Here is a 19,058-nt window from a genome sequence, read left to right on the forward strand (position 1 = left end):
GATCCTACTCAGCGGTGCAGCCACATGCGGATCGCAAGCAGCAATTGATCGGTGTTGACCGGCTTTGCGAGATAGTCGGAGGCGCCTGCCTCCAGGCATTTCTCGCGGTCGCCCTTCATCGCCTTCGCCGTCAGCGCGATGATCGGCAGGCGAAGGAAGGCCGGGTTCTCCCGGATCACGCCGATGGTCTGATAGCCGTCCATCTGCGGCATCATGATGTCCATCAGCACGATGGCGATTTCCGGGTTGGATTCGACCAGCGTCACCGCCTCGCGGCCGGTTGTCGCCGTCAGCACTTTCATGCCGCGCCGTTCCAGCACGCTCGACAGGGCGAAGATGTTGCGGGCGTCGTCGTCGACGAGCAGCGCGGTCTTGCCGATCAGATCCTCGTCGGAACTGTTCAGCTTTTCCAGCATGCGCTGCTTCTCGACCGGCAGTTCCGTGATCACGCGATGCAGGAACAGCGCCGTTTCGTCGAGCAGGCGTTCGGGCGATTCCACGCCCTTGACCACGATGCTTCGCGCCATGGTGTGGAGCTCTGCATCCTCTTCGGCCGAGAGTTCGCGGCCGGTGAATACCACGACGGGAACATTTGACAGTGCCTCGTCGCGGCGGATCTGATCCAGCACCTCGAAGCCGCTCATGTCGGGCAGGCGCAGATCGAGCACCACGCAATCACAGGGGACTTCGCGCAATGTCGAGAGCGCGCCGGCCCCGGTGTCGGTGGTGACGATCTCGATGTCGTCGTGATGCAGCAACTCGCGGATCGACAGCTGCTCGGCCTCGTTGTCTTCGACGATCAGCAGGCGCTTGCGCCGCGGTCTTGCATACTCCTTGATCTGCGTCAGCGCGGCGGCGACGCCCTCGGTCGTCGTCGGCTTGTTGACGAAAGAGAAGGCGCCGCGGGCCAGCGCATGCTGGCGGTCCTCGTCGAGCGTGATGATCTGCACCGGGATGTGGCGCGTGAGCGGATTGTGCTTGAGCTGGCTCAGCACCGTCCAGCCGAGCATGTCGGGCAGGAACACGTCGAGGGAAACGGCGCTTGGCTGATATTGTTTGGCAAGCTCGAGCGCCTCCGCGCCGCGCGCGGCGACCAGGACCTTGAAGCCCTTGTCGCGCGCGAGGTCGACCAGGATGCGCGCATAGTGCGGATCGTCCTCGACGATCAAGAGGATGCTGTCGCCGGGCTCGATATTGAGCCGGTCGTCCGGCAACTGCTCGGTGACGCGCTCCGGCGCCGTCGCGGCCGGCTGGAGTGCTGGCGGCTGGTTGTGTTGATGCGGCGAAGGCGTTGCGCGCGGCGCAAGCGTCGGCCCGGAATATTTCAGCGGCAGATACAGCGTGAACGTGGAGCCCTTGCCGGGCGCGCTGCGCAGATGGATTTCGCCGCCGAGCAGGCTCGCAAGCTCGCGGCTGATGGCGAGGCCGAGGCCGGTGCCGCCGTATTTGCGGCTGGTGCCGGCGTCCGCCTGCTGGAACGCCTCGAAGATCAGCTTCTGCTTCTCCAGGGGAATGCCGATTCCGGTATCGGAGACCTCGAAGGCGATCACGGCCGGCGCGGAGTTGAGCACCGGATGGTCCGTGCCCCAGCCGCCGAGCGCGCCGGCGACCTTGAGCCGCACTTCGCCTTCTGCGGTGAACTTGAAGGCGTTGGAGAGCAGGTTCTTCAGCACCTGCTGCAGACGCTTGGAGTCGGTGACGATGCTGCGTGCGAGGTTCGGATCGACGTCGATCTTGAATGACAGGCCACGGTTCTCCGCTTCGTGCCGGAATGGCCGCCCGACCGTTTCGAGCAGGTTCGCGGTGAGGATTTCCTCGGCGTCGACCGTCACCGTGCCGGACTCGATCTTGGAGAGATCGAGAATGTCGCTGATGAGGTTCAACAGGTCGGTGCCGGCGCCGTGGATGGTGCGGGCGAATTCGACCTGCTTGGCGGAGAGGTTGCCGTCCGGATTGTCGGTGAGCTGCTGTCCGAGGATCAGGATCGAGTTCAGCGGCGTGCGCAGCTCGTGGCTCATATTGGCGAGGAATTCCGACTTGTACTTCGAGGTCAGCGCGAGCTCGGTCGCCTTCTCCTCGAGCGCGCGGCGGGCCTGCTCGATTTCCTGGTTCTTGCGCTCGACCTCGACGTTGCGTTCGGCGAGCTGTTGCGCCTTCTGCTCCAGCTGGTCGTTGGTCTGCTGCAACTCACGCTGCTGGGTCTGGAGTTCGGTGGCGAGCTGCTGCGACTGCTTGAGCAGGCCTTCGGTCTGCATCGTCGCTTCGATCGAGTTGAGCACGATGCCGATGGAGTCGGTCAGCTGCTCCAGGAACGTCATCTGCGAGGTCGTGAACGTGGTGAGCGAGGCGAGCTCGATCACCGCCTTGACCTGGCCCTCGAACAGCACCGGCAGCACCACGAGGTTCTTCGGTGCCACACGAAGCAGCGCCGAGTTGATCGGCACCACGTCGGCGGGAATGTCGGCGACCACGCGAGGGCGCCGGTCGACCGCGCACTGGCCGATCAGGCCGTCGCCGAACTGCAGCACGCGTTGATACGGATAGACGCCGTCGCCGGCATAGGAGGCGAGCAGCAAGAGCTGCGGATTGTCCTCGTTTTCGACCTGGTAGATCACGCCGGTATGGGCGTTCACCAGCGGCGACAGCTCGGTCAGCAGCAGCCGGCCGACCGTGGTGAGGTCGCGCTGGCCCTGGAGCATGTTGGTGAACTTGGCGAGGTTGGTCTTCAGCCAGTCCTGCTCGGTGTTCAGCTCCGTCGTCAGACGGAGATTCGTGATCATCGTGTTGATGTTGTCTTTCAGCTCGGCCACTTCGCCGCGCGCATCGACCTGAATCGATCGCGTCAGGTCGCCCTTGGTCACGGCAGTGGCGACTTCCGCGATCGCGCGCACCTGCGAGGTGAGGTTGGCCGCCAGCAGGTTGACGTTGCCGGTAAGGTCCTTCCAGGTGCCGGCCGCGCCCGGCACGTCGGCCTGGCCGCCGAGACGGCCTTCGACGCCGACTTCGCGCGCCACCGACGACACCTGATCGGCGAAGGTCGCCAGCGTCTCGGTCATGTTGTTGATGGTGTCGGCGAGCGCGGCGACCTCGCCCTTCGATTTCACGGTGAGGTTCTGCTTGAGGTCGCCGTTGGCGACCGCGGTCACCACCTTGACGATGCCGCGGACCTGCTCGGTGAGGTTCGCCGCCATGAAGTTGACGGTGTCGGTGAGGTCCTTCCAGGTACCGGCCACGCCAGGCACCTGGGCCTGGCCGCCGAGCTCGCCTTCGGTGCCGACCTCGCGCGCGACGCGGGTGACTTCGCCGGCGAAGGCGTTGAGCTGATCCACCATGGTGTTGATGGTGTTCTTCAGCTCGAGGATTTCGCCCTTCACGTCCACCGTGATCTTGCGGGACAAGTCGCCGCGCGCGACGGCCGTGGTGACTTCGGCGATGTTGCGGACCTGCGTGGTGAGGTTTGCGGCCAGCAGGTTGACGTTGTCGGTGAGGTCCTTCCAGGTGCCGCCGACCCCGGGCACGACGGCCTGACCGCCCAGCCGGCCCTCGGTGCCGACCTCGCGCGCGACGCGCGTCACTTCGGCCGCGAAGGAGCGCAGCTGCTCCACCATCGTGTTGAGGGTATCCTTGAGCAGCAGGATTTCGCCGCGCACGTCAACCGTGATCTTCTTCGACAGATCGCCGCCGGCGATGGCGGTCGCAACCTCGGCGATATTGCGGACCTGCGCCGTCAGGTTCGAGGCCATGAAGTTGACGTTGTCGGTGAGGTCCTTCCAGGTGCCGGCAACGCCGGGCACTTCGGCCTGGCCGCCGAGCTTGCCTTCGGTGCCGACCTCGCGCGCGACGCGCGTCACTTCGCCGGCGAAGCCGTTGAGCTGGTCCACCATGGTGTTGATGGTGTTCTTCAGCTCGAGGATTTCGCCCTTCACATCCACCGTGATCTTGCGGGACAAGTCGCCGCGCGCCACGGCCGTGGTCACTTCGGCGATGTTGCGCACCTGGGCGGTGAGGTTGCCCGCCATCGAGTTCACGCTGTCGGTGAGGTCCTTCCAGGTGCCGGCGACGCCGGGCACGTTGGCCTGGCCGCCGAGACGACCTTCGGTGCCGACCTCACGCGCCACGCGCGTCACCTCGCCCGCGAAGCGGTTGAGCTGGTCGACCATCGTGTTCAGCGTGTCCTTCAGCTGAAGGATCTCGCCGCGCACGTCCACCGTGATCTTGCGCGAGAGGTCGCCGCCGGCAATCGCGGTCGCGACCTCGGCGATGTTGCGCACCTGAGCGGTCAGGTTGCCCGCCATCGAGTTGACGGAGTCGGTCAAATCCTTCCAGGTGCCGGCAACACCAGGCACGTCGGCCTGGCCGCCGAGCTTGCCGTCGGTGCCGACTTCGCGCGCCACGCGCGTGACTTCGCCGGCGAAGGCGTTGAGCTGGTCCACCATCGTATTGAGCGTTTCCTTCAGCTGAAGGATTTCGCCCGACACGTTCACGGTGATCTTCTTCGACAAGTCGCCCTTGGCGACGGCGGTCGCGACTTCGGCGATGTTGCGGACCTGGCCCGTCAAATTCGACGCCATCGAGTTGACGGAGTCCGTCAGGTCCTTCCAGGTGCCACCGACGCCGCGCACGACGGCCTGGCCGCCGAGCTTGCCTTCGGTGCCGACCTCGCGCGCGACGCGCGTGACTTCGCCGGCGAAGGCGTTGAGCTGGTCCACCATGGTGTTGATGGTGTCTTTCAGCTCGAGGATTTCGCCGCGCGTGTCCACGGTGATCTTCTTGGAGAGGTCGCCGCCGGCGACCGCCGTCGTCACCTCGGCGATGTTGCGGACCTGGGCGGTCAGGTTCGAGGCCATCGAGTTGACGCTCTCGGTCAAATCCTTCCAGGTGCCGGCGACGCCGAGCACGTTGGCCTGACCGCCGAGCCGGCCTTCGGTGCCGACTTCGCGCGCGACGCGCGTCACTTCGCTGGCGAACGCATTGAGCTGGTCCACGCAGGTGTTGAGCGTTTCTTTCAGCTGGAGGATCTCGCCCGAGACGTTCACCGTGATTTTCTTCGACAGATCGCCGCCGGCGATGGCCGTGGCGACGTCGGCGATGTTGCGGACCTGCGCGGTCAGGTTCGACGCCATGAAGTTGACGTTGTCGGTGAGGTCCTTCCAGGTGCCGGCGACGCCGGGCACCTGCGCCTGGCCGCCGAGCTTGCCTTCGGTGCCGACTTCGCGCGCCACGCGCGTCACCTCGGAAGCGAAGGAGTTCAGCTGGTCCACCATCGTGTTGATGGTGTCCTTGAGCTCCAGGATCTCGCCGCGGACGTCCACCGTGATCTTGCGGGACAAGTCGCCGCGCGCCACGGCGGTCGTGACGTTGGCGATGTTGCGGACCTGGGCAGTCAAGTTGCCGCACATCGCGTTCACGGAATCGGTCAGGTCTTTCCACGTGCCGGCGACGCCGGGCACGATCGCTTGGCCGCCGAGCTTGCCGTCGGTGCCGACCTCGCGCGCGACGCGCGTCACTTCCGAGGCGAAGGAGCGTAGCTGATCCACCATCGTGTTGATGGCTTCCTTGAGCTGCAGGATCTCGCCGCGGACGTCGACGGTGATCTTCTTGGACAAGTCGCCGTTCGCGACCGCGATCGTCACTTCGGCGATGTTGCGAACCTGGTTCGTCAGGTTGTTCGCCATCGAGTTGACGCTCTCGGTCAGGTCCTTCCAGACGCCGGTCACCTCGGGCACCTGGGCCTGGCCGCCGAGCTTGCCCTCGGTGCCGACCTCGCGTGCCACGCGCGTCACCTCGGAGGTGAATACGCTGAGCTGCTTGATCATCGTGTTGACGATGGTCGCCGACTGCAGGAACTCTCCGCGCAGCGGGCGGCCCTCGACATCGAGCTTGACGGTCTGGAGCAGGTCGCCCTGCGCCACGGCCGCGACCGCGCGGGTCACCTCGCGCGTCGGCCAGAGCAGATCGTCGATCAGCGTGTTGACGGAGCCTTCCATGTCGGCCCAGGAGCCGGAGGCGAGGCCGAACTTCACGCGCTGGCGGGTCTTGCCCTCGCGTCCCACCACCTGGCCAACCAGCTCAAGCTGCTGTGCCATGCGCTGGTTGGCTGCGATGATCTCGTTGAAGGTGTCGGCGATCTTGCCGTCGATGCCGAGATAGTCGCCGCTCATGCGGACGGAGAAATCGCCGCTGCGCATGGCCTGGAGCGCGAGCAGCAATTCCTGCCGCGAGTCCGGCTCTGACGTTCCGTTGATTTTTGGCTTTGGGACACGACGACCGGAGCGTGATGCACTTCCGGGATCGAGGTCGCTCATGCTGAATCCCCCGCAGGCGTCGTCCGAACCTGCGGCGCGACGCGATTGGTCAAAATAGAGCGTCTGCTGAATCGCAAATCAAGCGCCGAGGTTGCGGCGCGAGGAAATGGAACCTGCTTGGCTCAGCCCAATTGCGAGAACGGCGGCCAGCGCGATTGGTTCCACCCAGTCTGCGGAAATGTTTCAATTGTCGGAGGAGCTTCCGCCAGGGTTACGATTCGGTAAGGCCGGTTGCGGGGCGGAGGTTCCGTGCCCAATTGTAGTTCATGAAACAGTCTGACATCTTCAGGGATAACGCCGAAAACTGCCTGCAGCTGGCCGAGCGTTCGGACGGGCAACCCGCCTATAAACGCTATTTGCGCATGGCGGATGCCTGGACGGCCTTGGCACAAGAGCAGGACTGGCTCGATGGCGAAATCCCTCCTGTAACCCGTCGCAGCCGTCAAGCGCTGGATGCGTAGCCGCTTGCGCGCGTCCGCGTGTGAGACGGCTCACGGAACGCGAGGGAGCAATCAGTCACAACTGGGGACAGTCGGTCGCGTTGATTTTTTGATTCCAGAAGGAGGTTTGCGATGGCTCCACGTCTTGCACTTCTCTCACTCATTCTCGCCTTTGGCGTCTCGGTCGCGTTCGCGACGGTGACCACGGTTCGACAGGTGCATCAGGAAAATGCATCCATTGCGCTTCACGCGGCGCACAGCTAGCGCAGCGAACCTCTCGCTCGCAGGAACATTCGACGCAGCGGAGCGTAAGCGCTTCGAGGTATCGGACAAGGCGAGAGGACATCATGGCAAATTCGGACCACGGCATCGTCAAGGACGAGCGCGCTGAAGACCAGCCGGCCGACAAACAGCGGGCGCAAACCGCGCACAGCACGGATCAGAAGGGATCGCCGTCGCGCGAAGCGACGCGCGATCCCAGGCTGAACGACAACGGCAAGACGCCCGGCTCCGGCATGACGCCGGATGATTCCGGGGCGGCGCCAAGCGGCTAACCAGGCGAGGAACGAAAATTCTTGTGGTGCGTCGATAGGTTGCTTCCGGTGACATGCCCCCGGTGCTCCGGAAGCAATCTCCAAGGACGGCCCTGGCACTCCGATGTGCCGGGGTCGTTTTGCTTGTGAGAGCTGGAAATCAATCCTCGGCGTCGCCGTCGGGCTTCGTCGGCGTGTGGCCTTCGGGACCGCGGCCGAAGACACCAAATTCGCTTGATTTGATGCCTGCCGACGGGTCGACGCTCGGCCCGATGTCTGCGGCCGCCAACCCGAACTTGAGCAACTCGCGAACCGCCGCAGCGCGCGTCGGCATGCGGTGCTCGAACCGGAAATCGTCAACCGCGGAAAGCTCTTCCGGCGAGAGCATGACCTGAAGGCGCTCGGCGCGAAGGTCGTTCATGGTCGATCACGCAAAGTGAGTAGTTGAGTATTTTGCTCAACGAACCAACTTGGCGCGGGTTCCGCTGGAGTCCTAAAAAGCACCGATTGAGCAAGATAACCAAATAAAATCAATGTGTTGCGGGTTGAAACGTTTTCCCTTGAGGTGAATTCTAAGGGAAAGGGAGATCAGCCATGACGGAAGAAGTCAGGTTACCCCGCAAACTTTCCGACGAGCCCGAAGCGCCCAAACCGGTGCGCCCGAGCCACCAGAAGGTCATCGAGCAAGTCGAGCGCTGGGCCAACAGCCCTGGCCTGCAACCCCCAAGGAGTGACCATGCGAAGACGATCTGAGCCGCACACATTCGAGCAGCGCCTCGCCGCGCAGAGGCTGCGGCTTTTGGACGAACTGTCGAGCCTGCCGGACGGTCCTCAGCGCGACTGCGTCGTGGCTCGCATCGAACAGCTGCAAAGCGCAGCCGAGATGTACGATTTCCTCACGTTGCGAGAAGCGGCCTCCGCTTCTGGCTGATCGCCCCGCGCACGCTTCACATCGCCACTATCGACGGGGTCGTTGACGCCACGCCTGATGTCGCGAAAGTCGCTCATGGTTCACCTCATTCCTTGCCAGGCAAGATCTTTTCCAGCATCTGCCGTGCCGCCCCCTTGATCATGCCGCTCTCGTTGGGGTCGCCCTTCATCAAAGCGAGCGAGAAATTCTTGGCCTGTTGCAGGGTGATGTGCGGCGGCAGCGGCGGCACCTCGGGATCGGTCTTTACCTCCAATACGACCGGCTTGTCGTTCGCCAGCGCCTGATCCCAGGCTGAACCAAGCAGCTGCGGGCTGTCGACGAAGATGCCTGTGAGGCCGATCATCTCGGCAAAGCGCGCGTAGGGCACGTCCGGGATGCGCTGGGAGGCTTCGAATTTGGGATCGCCATTGATGATGCGCTGCTCCCAGGTCACCTGGTTGAGATCTTCGTTGTTGAAGACGCAGACGATGAAACGCGGATCGCGCCAGGACCGCCAGTATTTGGCGGCCGTGATCAGCTCGGCCATGTTGTTCATCTGCATGGCGCCGTCGCCGACCAGCGCGATCACCGGGCGATCCGGATGGGCATATTTCGCCGCGAGCGCGTAGGGCACGGCTGCGCCCATCGATGCGAGGCCGCCGGAGAGCGAGGCCATCATGCCGCGCCGGATCCTGAGATCGCGCGCAAACCAGTTGGCGCAGGAACCCGAGTCGCTGGTGACGATTGCGCGCTCGGGCAGGCGCGGCGACAGTTCCCAGGCGACGAGTTGGGGATTGATCGGTGCGGCAGGCTGATGCGCACGGTCGTCCAGCGTCTTCCACCATTTGGCGACGTCGTGCTCGATACCCTTGCGCCAGCTATCGTCGCTCTTGGGCGCAAGGCGCGGCAGCAAGCTCCGCAATGTCTCGGCAGCATCGCCGACGAGGCTGACCTCCATCGGGAAGCGGATCGAACTCATGCCGGCATCGATGTCGATCTGCACGCCGCGCGCGGCAGTTTCCTTCGGAAGGAATTCTGCGTAGGGGAACGCGGAGCCGACCATCAGCAGCGTGTCGCATTCCATCATCATGGTGTAGCTGGGCTCGGTGCCGAGCAGGCCGATCGAGCCCGTCACCCATGGCAGGTCGTCCGGCAGCGCCGCCTTGCCGAGAAGTGCCTTGGCGCAGCCGGCGGACAGGCGGTCGGCGACCGCAATCACCTCGTCGGCGGCGCCGAGCGCGCCGGCACCGACGAGCATCGCGACCTTCTTGCCGGCGTTGAGGATCTCGGCGGCACGCTCGAGCTCGGCCTCGCGCGGCATCACGCGTGGGGCACTATAGCCGACGCCGGAATGCAGGGTCCCGTGCGCGCGGGGCGGCGCCTCGTAAGGCTCTTCCTGGAGGTCGCTGGGCAGGATGATGGCGGTCGGGGCCCGGCGCGCGAGCGCGATCCGCACCGCGCGGTCGATCAGATGCCGCACCTGCGCAGCCGAGGACGCCTGCACCACATAGGCGCCGGCAACGTCCTTGAACATCGAGACAAGATCGAGTTCCTGCTGATAGCTCCCGCCTAACGCATTTCGCGCCTGCTGACCCACGATCGCCAGAACCGGCTGATGATCGAGCAGCGCGTCGTAGAGGCCGGTGATGAGATGCGAGGCGCCGGGCCCCGACGTCGCGATGCAGACGCCAAGGTCGCCGGAAAATTTCGCATAGGCCGACGCCATGAACGCAGCCATCTCCTCGTGGCGAGCCTGGACGAAGCCGATCCTGGTCTCGGCCTCGGCTTCGGCGCGGTTCAGTGCGCCGAACACGCCGTTGATGCCATCGCCGGGGTAACCGAAGATACGGCGGACGCCCCACTGATGGAGACGCTGGACGATGAAGTCGGACACGGTCTGGGACATCGTGGGCGGCTCCCGGTTTTCCTCTGTGAGGATCCTGCGCTGAGGATCTTGCGCTGAAGCATGAAGAACCGCGCGTTCCCCGCGATGTTCCTGTGCGGCCGCGGGTGCATTCTGGAACGATCACCCCTTCATGCTTGTTGGTTCAAACACGGATGAGTGGAGAACAGACATGTTGAATGAAAGCGAGTTGGACCGCAGCGAGATGGGCCGGCTGATCGGCAGCGACAAGGTCGAGGGAACTTCGGTTTACGGTGCCGATCGCAATCGGATCGGCTCGATCGAGCGGGTGATGATCGACAAGGTCAGCGGCAAGGTCTCCTACGCCGTGCTCGGTTTCGGCGGATTTCTGGGCATCGGCAACGACCATTATCCCTTGCCCTGGCAGTCGCTGAAATACGACACCGAGCTCGGTGGCTATGTCACCGGAATCACCGCCAAGGCGCTCGAAGGCGCGCCGAAATATGGCGAGCGCAGCGACTGGAACTGGGGAGACGACGCGGCCATGCGCGGCGTCGACACCTATTACGGCGTCGGCGTGATTTGAAATTTTTGCACGGAAAGATCGATGAGCAAGGAACGACCCAACGACGATCCCCGGCATCAGACTGATTGGGGATCGCACGCCCAGACGGATAAGCCCTGGAAGGGCAATCCGGAGAAGGATCAGAAGTCCGGCAAGAATAAGCCGGATCTGGAGCAGTGGCACGAAACCAAAACACACTGAACCGACCAAGCAGTGAGTGAAGCGCGGCACAAACGGGGCCGCGCTTCTTTTTTGCGCAATGCATTCACGAATGGCGGCGCCGCTCTCCGACCCGGAACCATGTTTCCGCGTTGCGGTTAGGCTCCCGGCGCGCGCATGGCCAATCCGTTTGCCGCAGCCAAATCGTCCCGATCGAGGTGTTCGCAGTGGATGCTCAAACCCGGGAGCGTGGGCCGTCCGCGGAGCAACCGCGGAAGGTGGAAGCTCCAAAGAACTCGCCCGACGCCGAGCGCCGGACCCAGCAGCAGCCGGGGAAGGCGGACAAGACTCCGTCGCTGCGCGAGCGGATTCGCGAGCATTGGCTGCTCGCGAGCGTCGGCGCAGTCGTGCTGATCGCGGCGCTGGTCGCCGCGCTGCTCTATTGGCTCGAGGTGCGGCACTACGAGTCCACCGACGATGCCTTCGTCGCTGCGCGCAGCTTTTCGGTGGCCTCGAAGGTCGGCGGCTACGTGACTGACATCCCGGTGACGGACAACCAGCATGTCAGCGCCGGAGATCTGCTCGCCAGGATCGACGAGCGCGACTATCGCATCGCCGTGGACCAGGCCGCGGCCCAGGTCGAGGTCTCCAGGGCCAACATCGCCAATGTCGAGGCGCAGCTCGATTCCCAGCAGGAGCAGATCAAACAGGCCCAGTCGCAGCTCGACCAGGCGCAGGCCCAGCTTCAATTTTCCCAGGAAGAGTTCAACCGCGCGCAAGATCTGGTCGAGAAGGGCGCCGGCACCGTGCAGCGCCAGCAACAGACCCGCTCCGATCTCCAGGCCCAGCAGGCCAACACCGAGCGCGCCAAGACCGCGGTGACCGCCGCGCAGCTCGGCATCAAGACGCTGCAGGCCCAACTCGAAGGCGCCAGGGCGCAGCTTCAGCAGTCACAGGCGCAGCTCGATCAGGCCAGGCTGAACCTGCAATACACCGGAGTCGTCGCCGCGCAGTCGGGCCGCGTCGTCAAGCTGTCGGGCGCCAAGGGAACCTTCGTCACGGCCGGACAGAGCCTGATGATGTTCGTGCCAGACGATGTCTGGATCGTCGCCAATTACAAGGAAACCCAGCTCGCCGACATGCGGCCGGGCCAGCCGGTCGAGATCCGCATCGACGCCTATCCCGGACGCAAGCTGACAGGCCACGTCGATTCCGTGCAGCCGGGCTCCGGCACTGCCTTCAGCCTGCTGCCGGCGGAGAATGCCACAGGCAATTACGTCAAGGTGGTGCAGCGCGTGCCGGTGAAGATCGTGGTCGACAATTGGCCGGCCGATCTGCCTGTGGGTCCCGGCATGTCGGTCTTGCCCTGGACCAGGGTGCGATGACGGACGCGGCCCAGGCCGGCGCATCCGGAGGCTGGTCGCCCGGGCGGTCGGCGGCCGGCGGGCACAATCCTTATCTCATCGCGTTCGTGGTCTCGATCGCGACTTTCATGGAGGTGCTCGACACCACCATCGCCAATGTCGCGTTGCGCCACATCGCAGGCGGTCTTGCCGTCGGCATCGACGAGAGCACCTACGTCATCACCAGCTATCTCGTCGCCAACGCGATCGTGCTGTCGATCTCCGGCTGGCTGTCGACCGTGATCGGCCGCAAGCGCTTCTACATGATGTGCGTGGCGACGTTCACGGTGGCCTCACTGCTGTGCGGCTTTGCCTGGAATCTGCAATCGCTGGTGCTGTTCCGCATCCTCCAGGGCCTGGGCGGCGGTGGCATGGCGACCAGCGAGCAGGCGATCCTCGCCGACTCCTTCCCGCCGCAGAAGCGCGGCCAGGCCTTCGCCATTTACGGCGTCGCCGTGGTGGTCGCGCCGGTGATCGGTCCGACGCTCGGCGGCTGGATCACCGACACCTACACATGGCATTGGGTATTCCTCATCAATGTGCCGATGGGGATGCTGTCGCTGTTCCTGGTGGGCACGCTGGTCAAGGAGCCGTCGGGCGCGGAGGAGGAGCGCAGGAAGCTGCTGGGCAATGGATTGCGCGTCGACTTTATCGGCTTCCTGTTCGTTGCGATCGGACTCGGCTCGCTCGAATACGTGCTCGATGAAGGCCAGCGCAACGACTGGTTCGGCTCGAACCTCATCATCACCTTCGCAGTGCTATCGGCCGCATCACTGTTGGCGCTGATCCCGTGGGAATTGACGCGCGACGAGCCCATCGTCGATCTCCGCCTGCTCGGCCGGCGCCAATTCGCCGCCTGCTTCCTGGTGATGCTCGGCACCGGTGCGGTGCTGATCTCGACCACGCAGATCCTGCCGCAACTGCTCCAGAGCGATCTGAACTACACGGCGCTGTTGGCCGGTCTCGCCCTGTCGCCCGGCGGAATAGCGACGCTGATGCTGATGCCCGTGGTCGGCCGCCTCGTCAGTACGGTGCAGCCGAAATACCTGATCATGACGGGGGCGACCATTGTCGCGCTGTCGATGTGGCACCTGACCGGGATCAACGGCGACATCACCTATGGGTATGCGGCGCTGTCGCGCATCTTCCTCGCGCTCGGTCTGCCCTTCCTGTTCCTGCCGGTGACGACAGCCTCATATGACGGCGTGCCGCCCGACAAGACCAACCAGGCCTCGGCGCTGATCAACGTCGCCCGCAATATCGGGGGCTCGATGGGCGTGGCGCTGGCGCAGACGGTTCTGGCGCAGCGCCAGCAATTCCATCAGAGCCGTCTGATCGAGCACGCCGCGCCGTCAGACATCGGCTACCAGCAGACCATCGATGCGATGACGCGCTACTTCCAGGCTCAGGGTTCGAATGCGAGCGATGCCGCGTCGCAGGCGGTTGCCTGGGTTGGCAAGACCTTGCAGCAGCAGGTCGACTTTCTCGCCTATATCGACGTGTTCTGGACGCTCGCGATCATTGCGGTGCTGATGATTCCAACGGCGGCGGTGCTGCGCCCGATCAATCTCGGCGCACCGGCGCGGGGGCACTGAACGGAACCGATCCGTCACCTGAGGTGTGAGCCTCACGGCGCGACAGCGCCGTGAGGGGAAACTCGAAGGATGACGGACGTCGCGGGTTGGACTTGGCGCCGCTCACCCCACCGCTTCCTGACGCCCCGGCCCCGCATGCACATGCACCTGTTTGGCGTGCAGAGGCTCGCCGCATTCGGAGCACACCATCACCGGATCGAACAGCTTGCCGCAGGTCTTGTGCTCGTGCAGCAGCGGGCGGCCGCGCTCGTCACCCATGTGGGTGTCGCCCCAATGCACCATCGCCATGATCACAGGATAGAGGTCGAGCCCCTTCTGCGTCAGGATATATTCGTAGCGCTTCGGCGCCTCGGAATAGGGGACGCGGCGCAGGATGCCGAAGCGCACCAGCTTCTTCAGCCGCTCCGACAGCAGATGCCGCGTGATCTGCAGCGAGGATTGAAACGCCTCGAAGCGGCGCACGCGCAAGAAGCATTCGCGCAGGATCAGGAGCGTCCAGCGGTCGCCGACCACCGCGACGGTGCGCGAGAGCGAGCAGGGCTCTTCCTCCAGCGTATCCCACTTCATGATCCGGTCTCCGGCCGTACTCCAGTCAGTCAGAAAAAGGAACTGACTTGAATGATCAACGCAATTTCCAGCGGAAGCTAGCATTCAGCCCGACAATTTGACAGTTCTATTTTAGAACTATAGCCTCCGGCACAATCATACGCTTATCGGAGGAGGCGACCTTGCCCAAGCGACATGCGACAGCCGCCGTCATCGGCGCCGGCGATTTCATCGGCTCCGAGATTGCCAGGAAGTTCGCCGCCGAAGGCTTTTCGATCTATGCGGGCCGTCGCAACGGCGACAAGCTCGCGCCGCTGGTCAAGGACATCGAGGCGGCCGGCGGCGAGATCCACGCGCGCTCGCTGGATGCGCGGAAGGAGGAAGAGGTCATCTCCTTCCTCAACGATGCCGACAGCCACGCGCCGCTGGAGGTCTGCATCTTCAATGTCGGCGCCAACGTGAACTTCCCGATCCTCGACACCACCGAGCGCGTCTTCCGCAAGGTCTGGGAGATGGCCTGCTATTCCGGCTTCCTCGCAGGGCGCGAGGCGGCGCGGCTGATGCTGCCGCGCGGCGGTGGCAACATCTTCTTCACCGGCGCCACCGCGTCCTTGCGCGGCGGCAGCGGCTTTGCGGCATTCGCCAGCGCCAAGTTCGGGCTGCGCGCCGTGGCGCAGGCGATGGCGCGCGAGCTCGGCCCGAAGAACATCCACGTCGCCCATCTCATCATCGATTCAGGCGTCGACACCGAATGGGTGCGGCAGCGCCGGCTCGAGGCGCTCGGCCCGAACGCGCTCGACAACCCTGACCTGCTGATGCCGCCCTCGGCCGTCGCCGACTCCTATTGGCAGCTCTATCAGCAGCCGAAGAGCGCCTGGACTTTCGAGATGGAGATCCGCCCGTTCGGCGAGAAATGGTGACCGCGGCGCAAAAGTCCGGCTAGACTGGCCTTAAGCAAGGCTGAAGCAAAATTCCGGGAGGAGAACTTAAGTGAAGACCGCGATCACCGAACTGTTCGGCATCGAGCACCCCATCATCCAGGGCGGCATGCATTTCGTCGGCTTTGCCGAGCTGGCTGCCGCCGTCTCCAATGCCGGCGGGCTCGGCATCATCACCGGCCTCACGCAGAAGACGCCGGAGCTGCTCGCCAAGGAGATCGCGCGCTGTCGCGACATGACCGACAAGCCGTTCGGCGTGAACCTCACCTTCCTGCCGACGTTTTCGGCACCGCCTTATCCGGAATATATCGCCGCCATCGTCGAGGGCGGCATCAAGGCGGTGGAGACCGCCGGCCGCAGCCCGGAAGCCTACATGCCGGCGCTGAAGGCCGCGGGCATCAAGGTGATCCACAAATGCACCTCGGTGCGCCACTCGCTCAAGGCCGAGCGGATCGGCTGCGACGCGGTCAGCGTCGATGGTTTCGAGTGCGGCGGTCATCCCGGCGAGGACGACATTCCCAACATGATCCTGCTGCCGCGCGCAGCCGAAGAGTTGAAGATCCCGTTCGTGGCTTCCGGCGGCATGGCCGACGGACGCAGCCTCGTCGCAGCCCTGTCGCTCGGCGCATCAGGCATGAACATGGGCACGCGTTTCATCGCGACCAGGGAAGCGCCCGTGCATCAGAACGTCAAGAACGCGCTGGTCGCGGCGACCGAGCTCGACACGCGCCTCATCATGCGCGCCCTGCGCAACACCGAGCGCGTGCTGAAGAACGCCAATGTCGACCGCCTGCTGGAGATCGAGCACGCCAAGGGCGACAAGCTCACGATCGACGACATCCACGACCAGGTCGCGGGCGTCTATCCCAAGGTCATGCTGGACGGGCAGATGGATGCCGGCGCCTGGAGCTGCGGCATGGTCGCTGGCCTGATCCACGACATCCCCTCCTGCAAGGAACTCGTCGATCGCATCATGAGTGAGGCGGAACAAATCATCCGCAACAGGCTGATGGGGTTCCTGGACGGGACCGGCGCGACGCGAAAGGTCGCCTGACACCGCCAAACTTCTTAACCACGGCGGCACTTGGCCGCTGGAATTGCGCGCGACGCCTCCTACATAGGAGCAAATGACTCCTTAACAATCAATTTCAGGAGGCGTCCGTGGTCCTGAAAAGCATTCCTTTTGCGGTTGCCATTGCGCTGGTGCTTGCTGCGGGCGGTGTCGCGCGCGCTGACGACTACAAGCCCGACGAATATCTCGGTCTCGATCTCTCCAAGGCCGTGCTGTCGCCGAAGCGGCTCGGGCCCGAGACGCAATTCGCTCCGGTTGCGCTGGAGGCGAAGGGCGGCAACGAGGCGCAAGCGCGTATCGAACCGGTTGACGTGCCGAAGAAGGTCGCAGCCGGTCGCGTGCATGTGTCCGAGCCGAAGCTCGCCCGCGCAAAGAGCGAGCCGCGTGGCGCAGCCCGCGCCCGGCTTGCGCATCGTCATGGCAATCCGCTTGACGCGCAGGCGATGGACACGCGCATCCAGACCTGGCCGTGCCGCTCCGGCGGCATCTGCAACTGGAAGCATTGATTTTCCTTTCGCCTCTCCCCGCGTGCGGGGAGGCAATCGCATATGGATTTCACGGGGATTGTCCGCGGGCTTGCTTCGCCTCTCCCGCTTGCGGGAGAGGCCGACGCGCGCCGGGCGATGCGCAGCAATCGTCCCGGGCGCGGCGGGTGAGGGCTCTCGCCTCGCAGGGACACCCTGATTAATTCTCGACAACCCCAATGCGGAGACACCCCCACCCCAGCCCTCCCCCGCAAGCGGGAGAGGGAGCGCACCTGCGTCGTGGCTGCGCTTTGCATCCCGCCCGTCACCTCCGCGTCGCAAAACCGTCGGCGCGGAGTCAACAAACCGTAAGCTAGCCGTCAAACGGCGCAGGCACCTTCCGTCGCGATTCGACGAAGGTCTCCTTGATGGCAACGCTCCGCGCCTCGCGCGCATGGACCCGGCGGCAGTTCCTGGTCCGCTCCACATCCTCCCTCGCCATCGCCTCGCTCGCAAAGCCCGCCGTCAGCCGCGCCGCCGATCGCCCGCGGATCGCGGGAGGCATTCAGTCCGGCGACGTATCAGATGGTTCGGTGGTGATCTGGGCGCGTGCCGACCGGCCCGCGCGGATGCAGGTCGAATGGTCGACCGTCGAGAGTTTCAAGACCATCCTTGCGTCGGCGTCGCGCGATGCGCTGCCGGAGGCGGACTTCACCGCAAAGCTGCAGCTGGGCGATCTGCCGCCCGGGCAGGACATCTTCTATCGCGTCCGCTTCGACGACGTCGCGAGCGGCATCGCCGGCGAAAGCCGCGTCGGCCATTTCCGCACGGCGCCGGCCGACGGGCGGTCGATCTCGTTCCTGTGGTCAGGCGACGTCGCGGGGCAGGGCTGGGGCATCGACATCTCCCGCGGCGGCTATCGCAGCTATCGCACCATGCTCGCCAACCGTCCGGATTTCTTCATCCACTCCGGCGATCACATCTATGCCGATTGCACGATTCCCGCCGAGCAGACCCTGCCCAACGGCGAGATCTGGCGCAACCTAGTGACCGAGGAGAAATCGGAGGTCGCGCACACGCTGGCGCAGTTCCGCGGCAACTACAAATACAACCATCTCGACGAGCACTTCCGCGCCTTCCACGCTGACGTGCCGATGTTCGCGCAATGGGACGATCACGAGGTCACCAACGATTGGTCGCCGACCGGCAGCTATGACGAGGCCGGTTACGAGGACGACGGCACCCCGCGCCTGGTCGCGCGCGCCCGCCGCGCGTTCTTCGACTTCATGCCGATCCGAACCATCGGCGCGCGCCAGGGCCGCGTCTATCGCAAGATCGCCTACGGGCCGCTGCTCGACGTGTTCATGATCGACATGCGCAGCTACCGCGACGAGACCTGGAACAAGGGCGACGACCATCGCGGCTGGATCCTCGGCGCGGAGCAGCTCGCCTGGCTGAAGCGGGAGCTGGCGGCTTCGCGCGCGACCTGGAAGGTGATCGCGGCGGATCTGCCGATCGGCCTGATCAGCCTCGATGCCGTCGCGCTGGGCGACGGCCCCCCTGATCGACGCGAGCACGAGATCGCCGATCTGCTGGCGTCGATCAAGCGCGCTTGTGTTCGCAACGTCGTCTGGCTCACCGCCGACATGCACTACACCGCCGCGCATTACTACGATCCGAACAAGGCGCAATTCCGGGATTTCGAGCCGTTCTGGGAATTCGTTTCGGGCCCCCTCCATGCCGGCACCTGGGGCCCTGGCGAGCTCGACGACACGTTTGGCCCCGTGGCGATGTACCGGAATGGCTGCAGCGCGGCCCAGGGCGAGAACCTCGCGCCCTGTTTCGGCCTGCAGTTCTTCGGCCGCGTCGATATCGACGGCGCCAGCGGTGTGATGACCGTGACCTTGAAGGACGTCGACAACCGCGATCTCTGGTCGGTCGATATCCTGCCGCAACCCCAAGCGCGCCCGGCCCAGGTGGCGCAGCATTCGTGAGGGGGCTCAACTCGGGCTTGCTCCGCCTCTCCCGCTTGCGGGAGAGGCCGACGCGCCACGGCGATGCGAAGCATCGTCCGCGCGCGGCGGGTGAGGGTTTTCTCCTCTGGGGGATTGTCCCGTTGCGGATGCACCCTCTCCCCGGCCCTCTCCCGCAAGCGGGAGAGGGAGATCACCTAACCCGATCTTGATTGGCCGCCACCCGCCCAGCGCGCTATAGTCGCCGTTCCCGCCACCTCTTTTCCATCACACAAGAGTCTGCTCACGCGG

At 64.7% G+C, this 19,058-nt stretch carries 17 protein-coding genes; 13 read left to right on the forward strand and 4 right to left on the reverse strand.

What is annotated here, in order from left to right; translation table 11 throughout:
• Positions 1-8 precede the first annotated feature (8 nt).
• Complete coding sequence (locus JQ621_RS21400; RefSeq protein ID WP_212236659.1) at positions 9-6,305, reverse strand: HAMP domain-containing protein; 6,297 nt, start codon at positions 6,303-6,305, stop codon at positions 9-11.
• 266 nt (positions 6,306-6,571) lie between these two features.
• Between JQ621_RS21400 and JQ621_RS21405 the strand changes: the two genes are divergently transcribed.
• The 3 genes from JQ621_RS21405 to JQ621_RS21410 all read left to right on the forward strand — a co-directional run bounded on the left by JQ621_RS21405 (position 6,572) and on the right by JQ621_RS21410 (position 7,299).
• Positions 6,572-6,766: a hypothetical protein gene (locus tag JQ621_RS21405; RefSeq protein WP_212236660.1), complete on the forward strand. Its 195-nt coding sequence runs from the start codon at positions 6,572-6,574 to the stop codon at positions 6,764-6,766.
• Between the two features lie 111 nt (positions 6,767-6,877).
• A complete protein-coding gene (locus JQ621_RS35790; protein WP_283813207.1) occupies positions 6,878-7,009 on the forward strand; it encodes a hypothetical protein in 132 nt (43 codons plus the stop codon).
• Positions 7,010-7,092: 83 nt separating this feature from the next.
• The gene (locus JQ621_RS21410) at positions 7,093-7,299 is read left to right on the forward strand and encodes a hypothetical protein (protein WP_212236661.1); all 207 of its coding nucleotides are present in this window, start codon (positions 7,093-7,095) and stop codon (positions 7,297-7,299) included.
• A 139-nt stretch (positions 7,300-7,438) separates the two neighbouring features.
• Here JQ621_RS21410 and JQ621_RS21415 read toward each other — a convergent pair whose 3' ends face one another.
• Entirely contained in the window at positions 7,439-7,699 is a 261-nt protein-coding gene (locus JQ621_RS21415) for a hypothetical protein (protein WP_212236662.1), read from the reverse strand.
• A gap of 173 nt (positions 7,700-7,872) precedes the next feature.
• Between JQ621_RS21415 and JQ621_RS21420 the strand changes: the two genes are divergently transcribed.
• Both JQ621_RS21420 and JQ621_RS21425 read left to right on the forward strand, forming a co-directional pair.
• Positions 7,873-8,031: a hypothetical protein gene (locus tag JQ621_RS21420; protein WP_212236663.1), complete on the forward strand. Its 159-nt coding sequence runs from the start codon at positions 7,873-7,875 to the stop codon at positions 8,029-8,031.
• Positions 8,015-8,209, forward strand: a complete 195-nt coding sequence (locus JQ621_RS21425; RefSeq protein WP_212236664.1) for a hypothetical protein — start codon at positions 8,015-8,017, stop codon at positions 8,207-8,209. The genes JQ621_RS21420 and JQ621_RS21425 overlap by 17 nt, the downstream gene beginning before the upstream one ends.
• 85 nt (positions 8,210-8,294) lie before the next feature.
• On the opposite strand, the gene JQ621_RS21430 is transcribed toward JQ621_RS21425, so the two are convergent.
• Positions 8,295-10,094: a thiamine pyrophosphate-requiring protein gene (locus JQ621_RS21430; RefSeq protein WP_212236665.1), complete on the reverse strand. Its 1,800-nt coding sequence runs from the start codon at positions 10,092-10,094 to the stop codon at positions 8,295-8,297.
• 169 nt (positions 10,095-10,263) lie between these two features.
• Between JQ621_RS21430 and JQ621_RS21435 the strand changes: the two genes are divergently transcribed.
• From JQ621_RS21435 to JQ621_RS21450, 4 genes are all read left to right on the forward strand, one after another.
• The gene (locus JQ621_RS21435) at positions 10,264-10,638 is read left to right on the forward strand and encodes a PRC-barrel domain-containing protein (protein WP_212236666.1); all 375 of its coding nucleotides are present in this window, start codon (positions 10,264-10,266) and stop codon (positions 10,636-10,638) included.
• 21 nt (positions 10,639-10,659) lie between these two features.
• Entirely contained in the window at positions 10,660-10,818 is a 159-nt protein-coding gene (locus JQ621_RS21440; RefSeq protein ID WP_212236667.1) for a hypothetical protein, read from the forward strand.
• A 185-nt stretch (positions 10,819-11,003) separates the two neighbouring features.
• Positions 11,004-12,161: an HlyD family secretion protein gene (locus JQ621_RS21445; RefSeq protein WP_212236668.1), complete on the forward strand. Its 1,158-nt coding sequence runs from the start codon at positions 11,004-11,006 to the stop codon at positions 12,159-12,161.
• A complete protein-coding gene (locus JQ621_RS21450) occupies positions 12,158-13,774 on the forward strand; it encodes a DHA2 family efflux MFS transporter permease subunit (protein WP_212236669.1) in 1,617 nt (538 codons plus the stop codon). Before JQ621_RS21445 ends, JQ621_RS21450 begins: the two co-directional genes overlap by 4 nt.
• A gap of 102 nt (positions 13,775-13,876) precedes the next feature.
• Here the strand turns inward: JQ621_RS21450 and JQ621_RS21455 are convergent, their stop codons facing one another.
• Positions 13,877-14,341, reverse strand: a complete 465-nt coding sequence (locus JQ621_RS21455) for a winged helix-turn-helix transcriptional regulator (protein WP_212236670.1) — start codon at positions 14,339-14,341, stop codon at positions 13,877-13,879.
• Positions 14,342-14,502: 161 nt separating this feature from the next.
• Between JQ621_RS21455 and JQ621_RS21460 the strand changes: the two genes are divergently transcribed.
• The 4 genes from JQ621_RS21460 to JQ621_RS21475 all read left to right on the forward strand — a co-directional run bounded on the left by JQ621_RS21460 (position 14,503) and on the right by JQ621_RS21475 (position 18,788).
• Positions 14,503-15,240 carry an SDR family oxidoreductase gene (locus JQ621_RS21460; protein ID WP_212236671.1) on the forward strand — a complete coding sequence of 246 codons (738 nt, stop codon included), beginning with the start codon at positions 14,503-14,505 and terminating at the stop codon, positions 15,238-15,240.
• A gap of 70 nt (positions 15,241-15,310) precedes the next feature.
• Positions 15,311-16,312, forward strand: a complete 1,002-nt coding sequence (locus tag JQ621_RS21465; RefSeq protein ID WP_212236672.1) for an NAD(P)H-dependent flavin oxidoreductase — start codon at positions 15,311-15,313, stop codon at positions 16,310-16,312.
• Between the two features lie 107 nt (positions 16,313-16,419).
• Positions 16,420-16,836 (forward strand): hypothetical protein, encoded by a 417-nt coding sequence (locus tag JQ621_RS21470; protein WP_212236673.1) that lies wholly within the window; start codon positions 16,420-16,422, stop codon positions 16,834-16,836.
• Between the two features lie 386 nt (positions 16,837-17,222).
• Positions 17,223-18,788 (forward strand): alkaline phosphatase D family protein, encoded by a 1,566-nt coding sequence (locus tag JQ621_RS21475; RefSeq protein WP_212236674.1) that lies wholly within the window; start codon positions 17,223-17,225, stop codon positions 18,786-18,788.
• Positions 18,789-19,058 lie beyond the last annotated feature (270 nt).

Origin of the sequence: Bradyrhizobium manausense, assembly GCF_018129685.1 — a bacterium.
GTDB lineage: Bacteria > Pseudomonadota > Alphaproteobacteria > Rhizobiales > Xanthobacteraceae > Bradyrhizobium > Bradyrhizobium manausense_D.

Excerpts from the sequence above, each read along its gene's own strand:
- JQ621_RS21410 (WP_212236661.1), top strand. The coding sequence starts at position 7,093 with ATGGCAAATTCGGACCACGGCATCGTCAAGGACGAGCGCGCTGAAGAC.
- JQ621_RS21475 (WP_212236674.1), top strand. The coding sequence starts at position 17,223 with ATGGCAACGCTCCGCGCCTCGCGCGCATGGACCCGGCGGCAGTTCCTG.
- JQ621_RS21425 (WP_212236664.1), top strand. The coding sequence starts at position 8,015 with ATGCGAAGACGATCTGAGCCGCACACATTCGAGCAGCGCCTCGCCGCG.
- JQ621_RS21420 (WP_212236663.1), top strand. The coding sequence starts at position 7,873 with ATGACGGAAGAAGTCAGGTTACCCCGCAAACTTTCCGACGAGCCCGAA.
- JQ621_RS21455 (WP_212236670.1), bottom strand. The coding sequence starts at position 14,341 with ATGAAGTGGGATACGCTGGAGGAAGAGCCCTGCTCGCTCTCGCGCACC.
- JQ621_RS21430 (WP_212236665.1), bottom strand. The coding sequence starts at position 10,094 with ATGTCCCAGACCGTGTCCGACTTCATCGTCCAGCGTCTCCATCAGTGG.
- JQ621_RS21440 (WP_212236667.1), top strand. The coding sequence starts at position 10,660 with ATGAGCAAGGAACGACCCAACGACGATCCCCGGCATCAGACTGATTGG.
- JQ621_RS21400 (WP_212236659.1), bottom strand. The coding sequence starts at position 6,305 with ATGAGCGACCTCGATCCCGGAAGTGCATCACGCTCCGGTCGTCGTGTC.
- JQ621_RS35790 (WP_283813207.1), top strand. The coding sequence starts at position 6,878 with ATGGCTCCACGTCTTGCACTTCTCTCACTCATTCTCGCCTTTGGCGTC.
- JQ621_RS21405 (WP_212236660.1), top strand. The coding sequence starts at position 6,572 with ATGAAACAGTCTGACATCTTCAGGGATAACGCCGAAAACTGCCTGCAG.
- JQ621_RS21435 (WP_212236666.1), top strand. The coding sequence starts at position 10,264 with ATGTTGAATGAAAGCGAGTTGGACCGCAGCGAGATGGGCCGGCTGATC.
- JQ621_RS21415 (WP_212236662.1), bottom strand. The coding sequence starts at position 7,699 with ATGAACGACCTTCGCGCCGAGCGCCTTCAGGTCATGCTCTCGCCGGAA.
- JQ621_RS21450 (WP_212236669.1), top strand. The coding sequence starts at position 12,158 with ATGACGGACGCGGCCCAGGCCGGCGCATCCGGAGGCTGGTCGCCCGGG.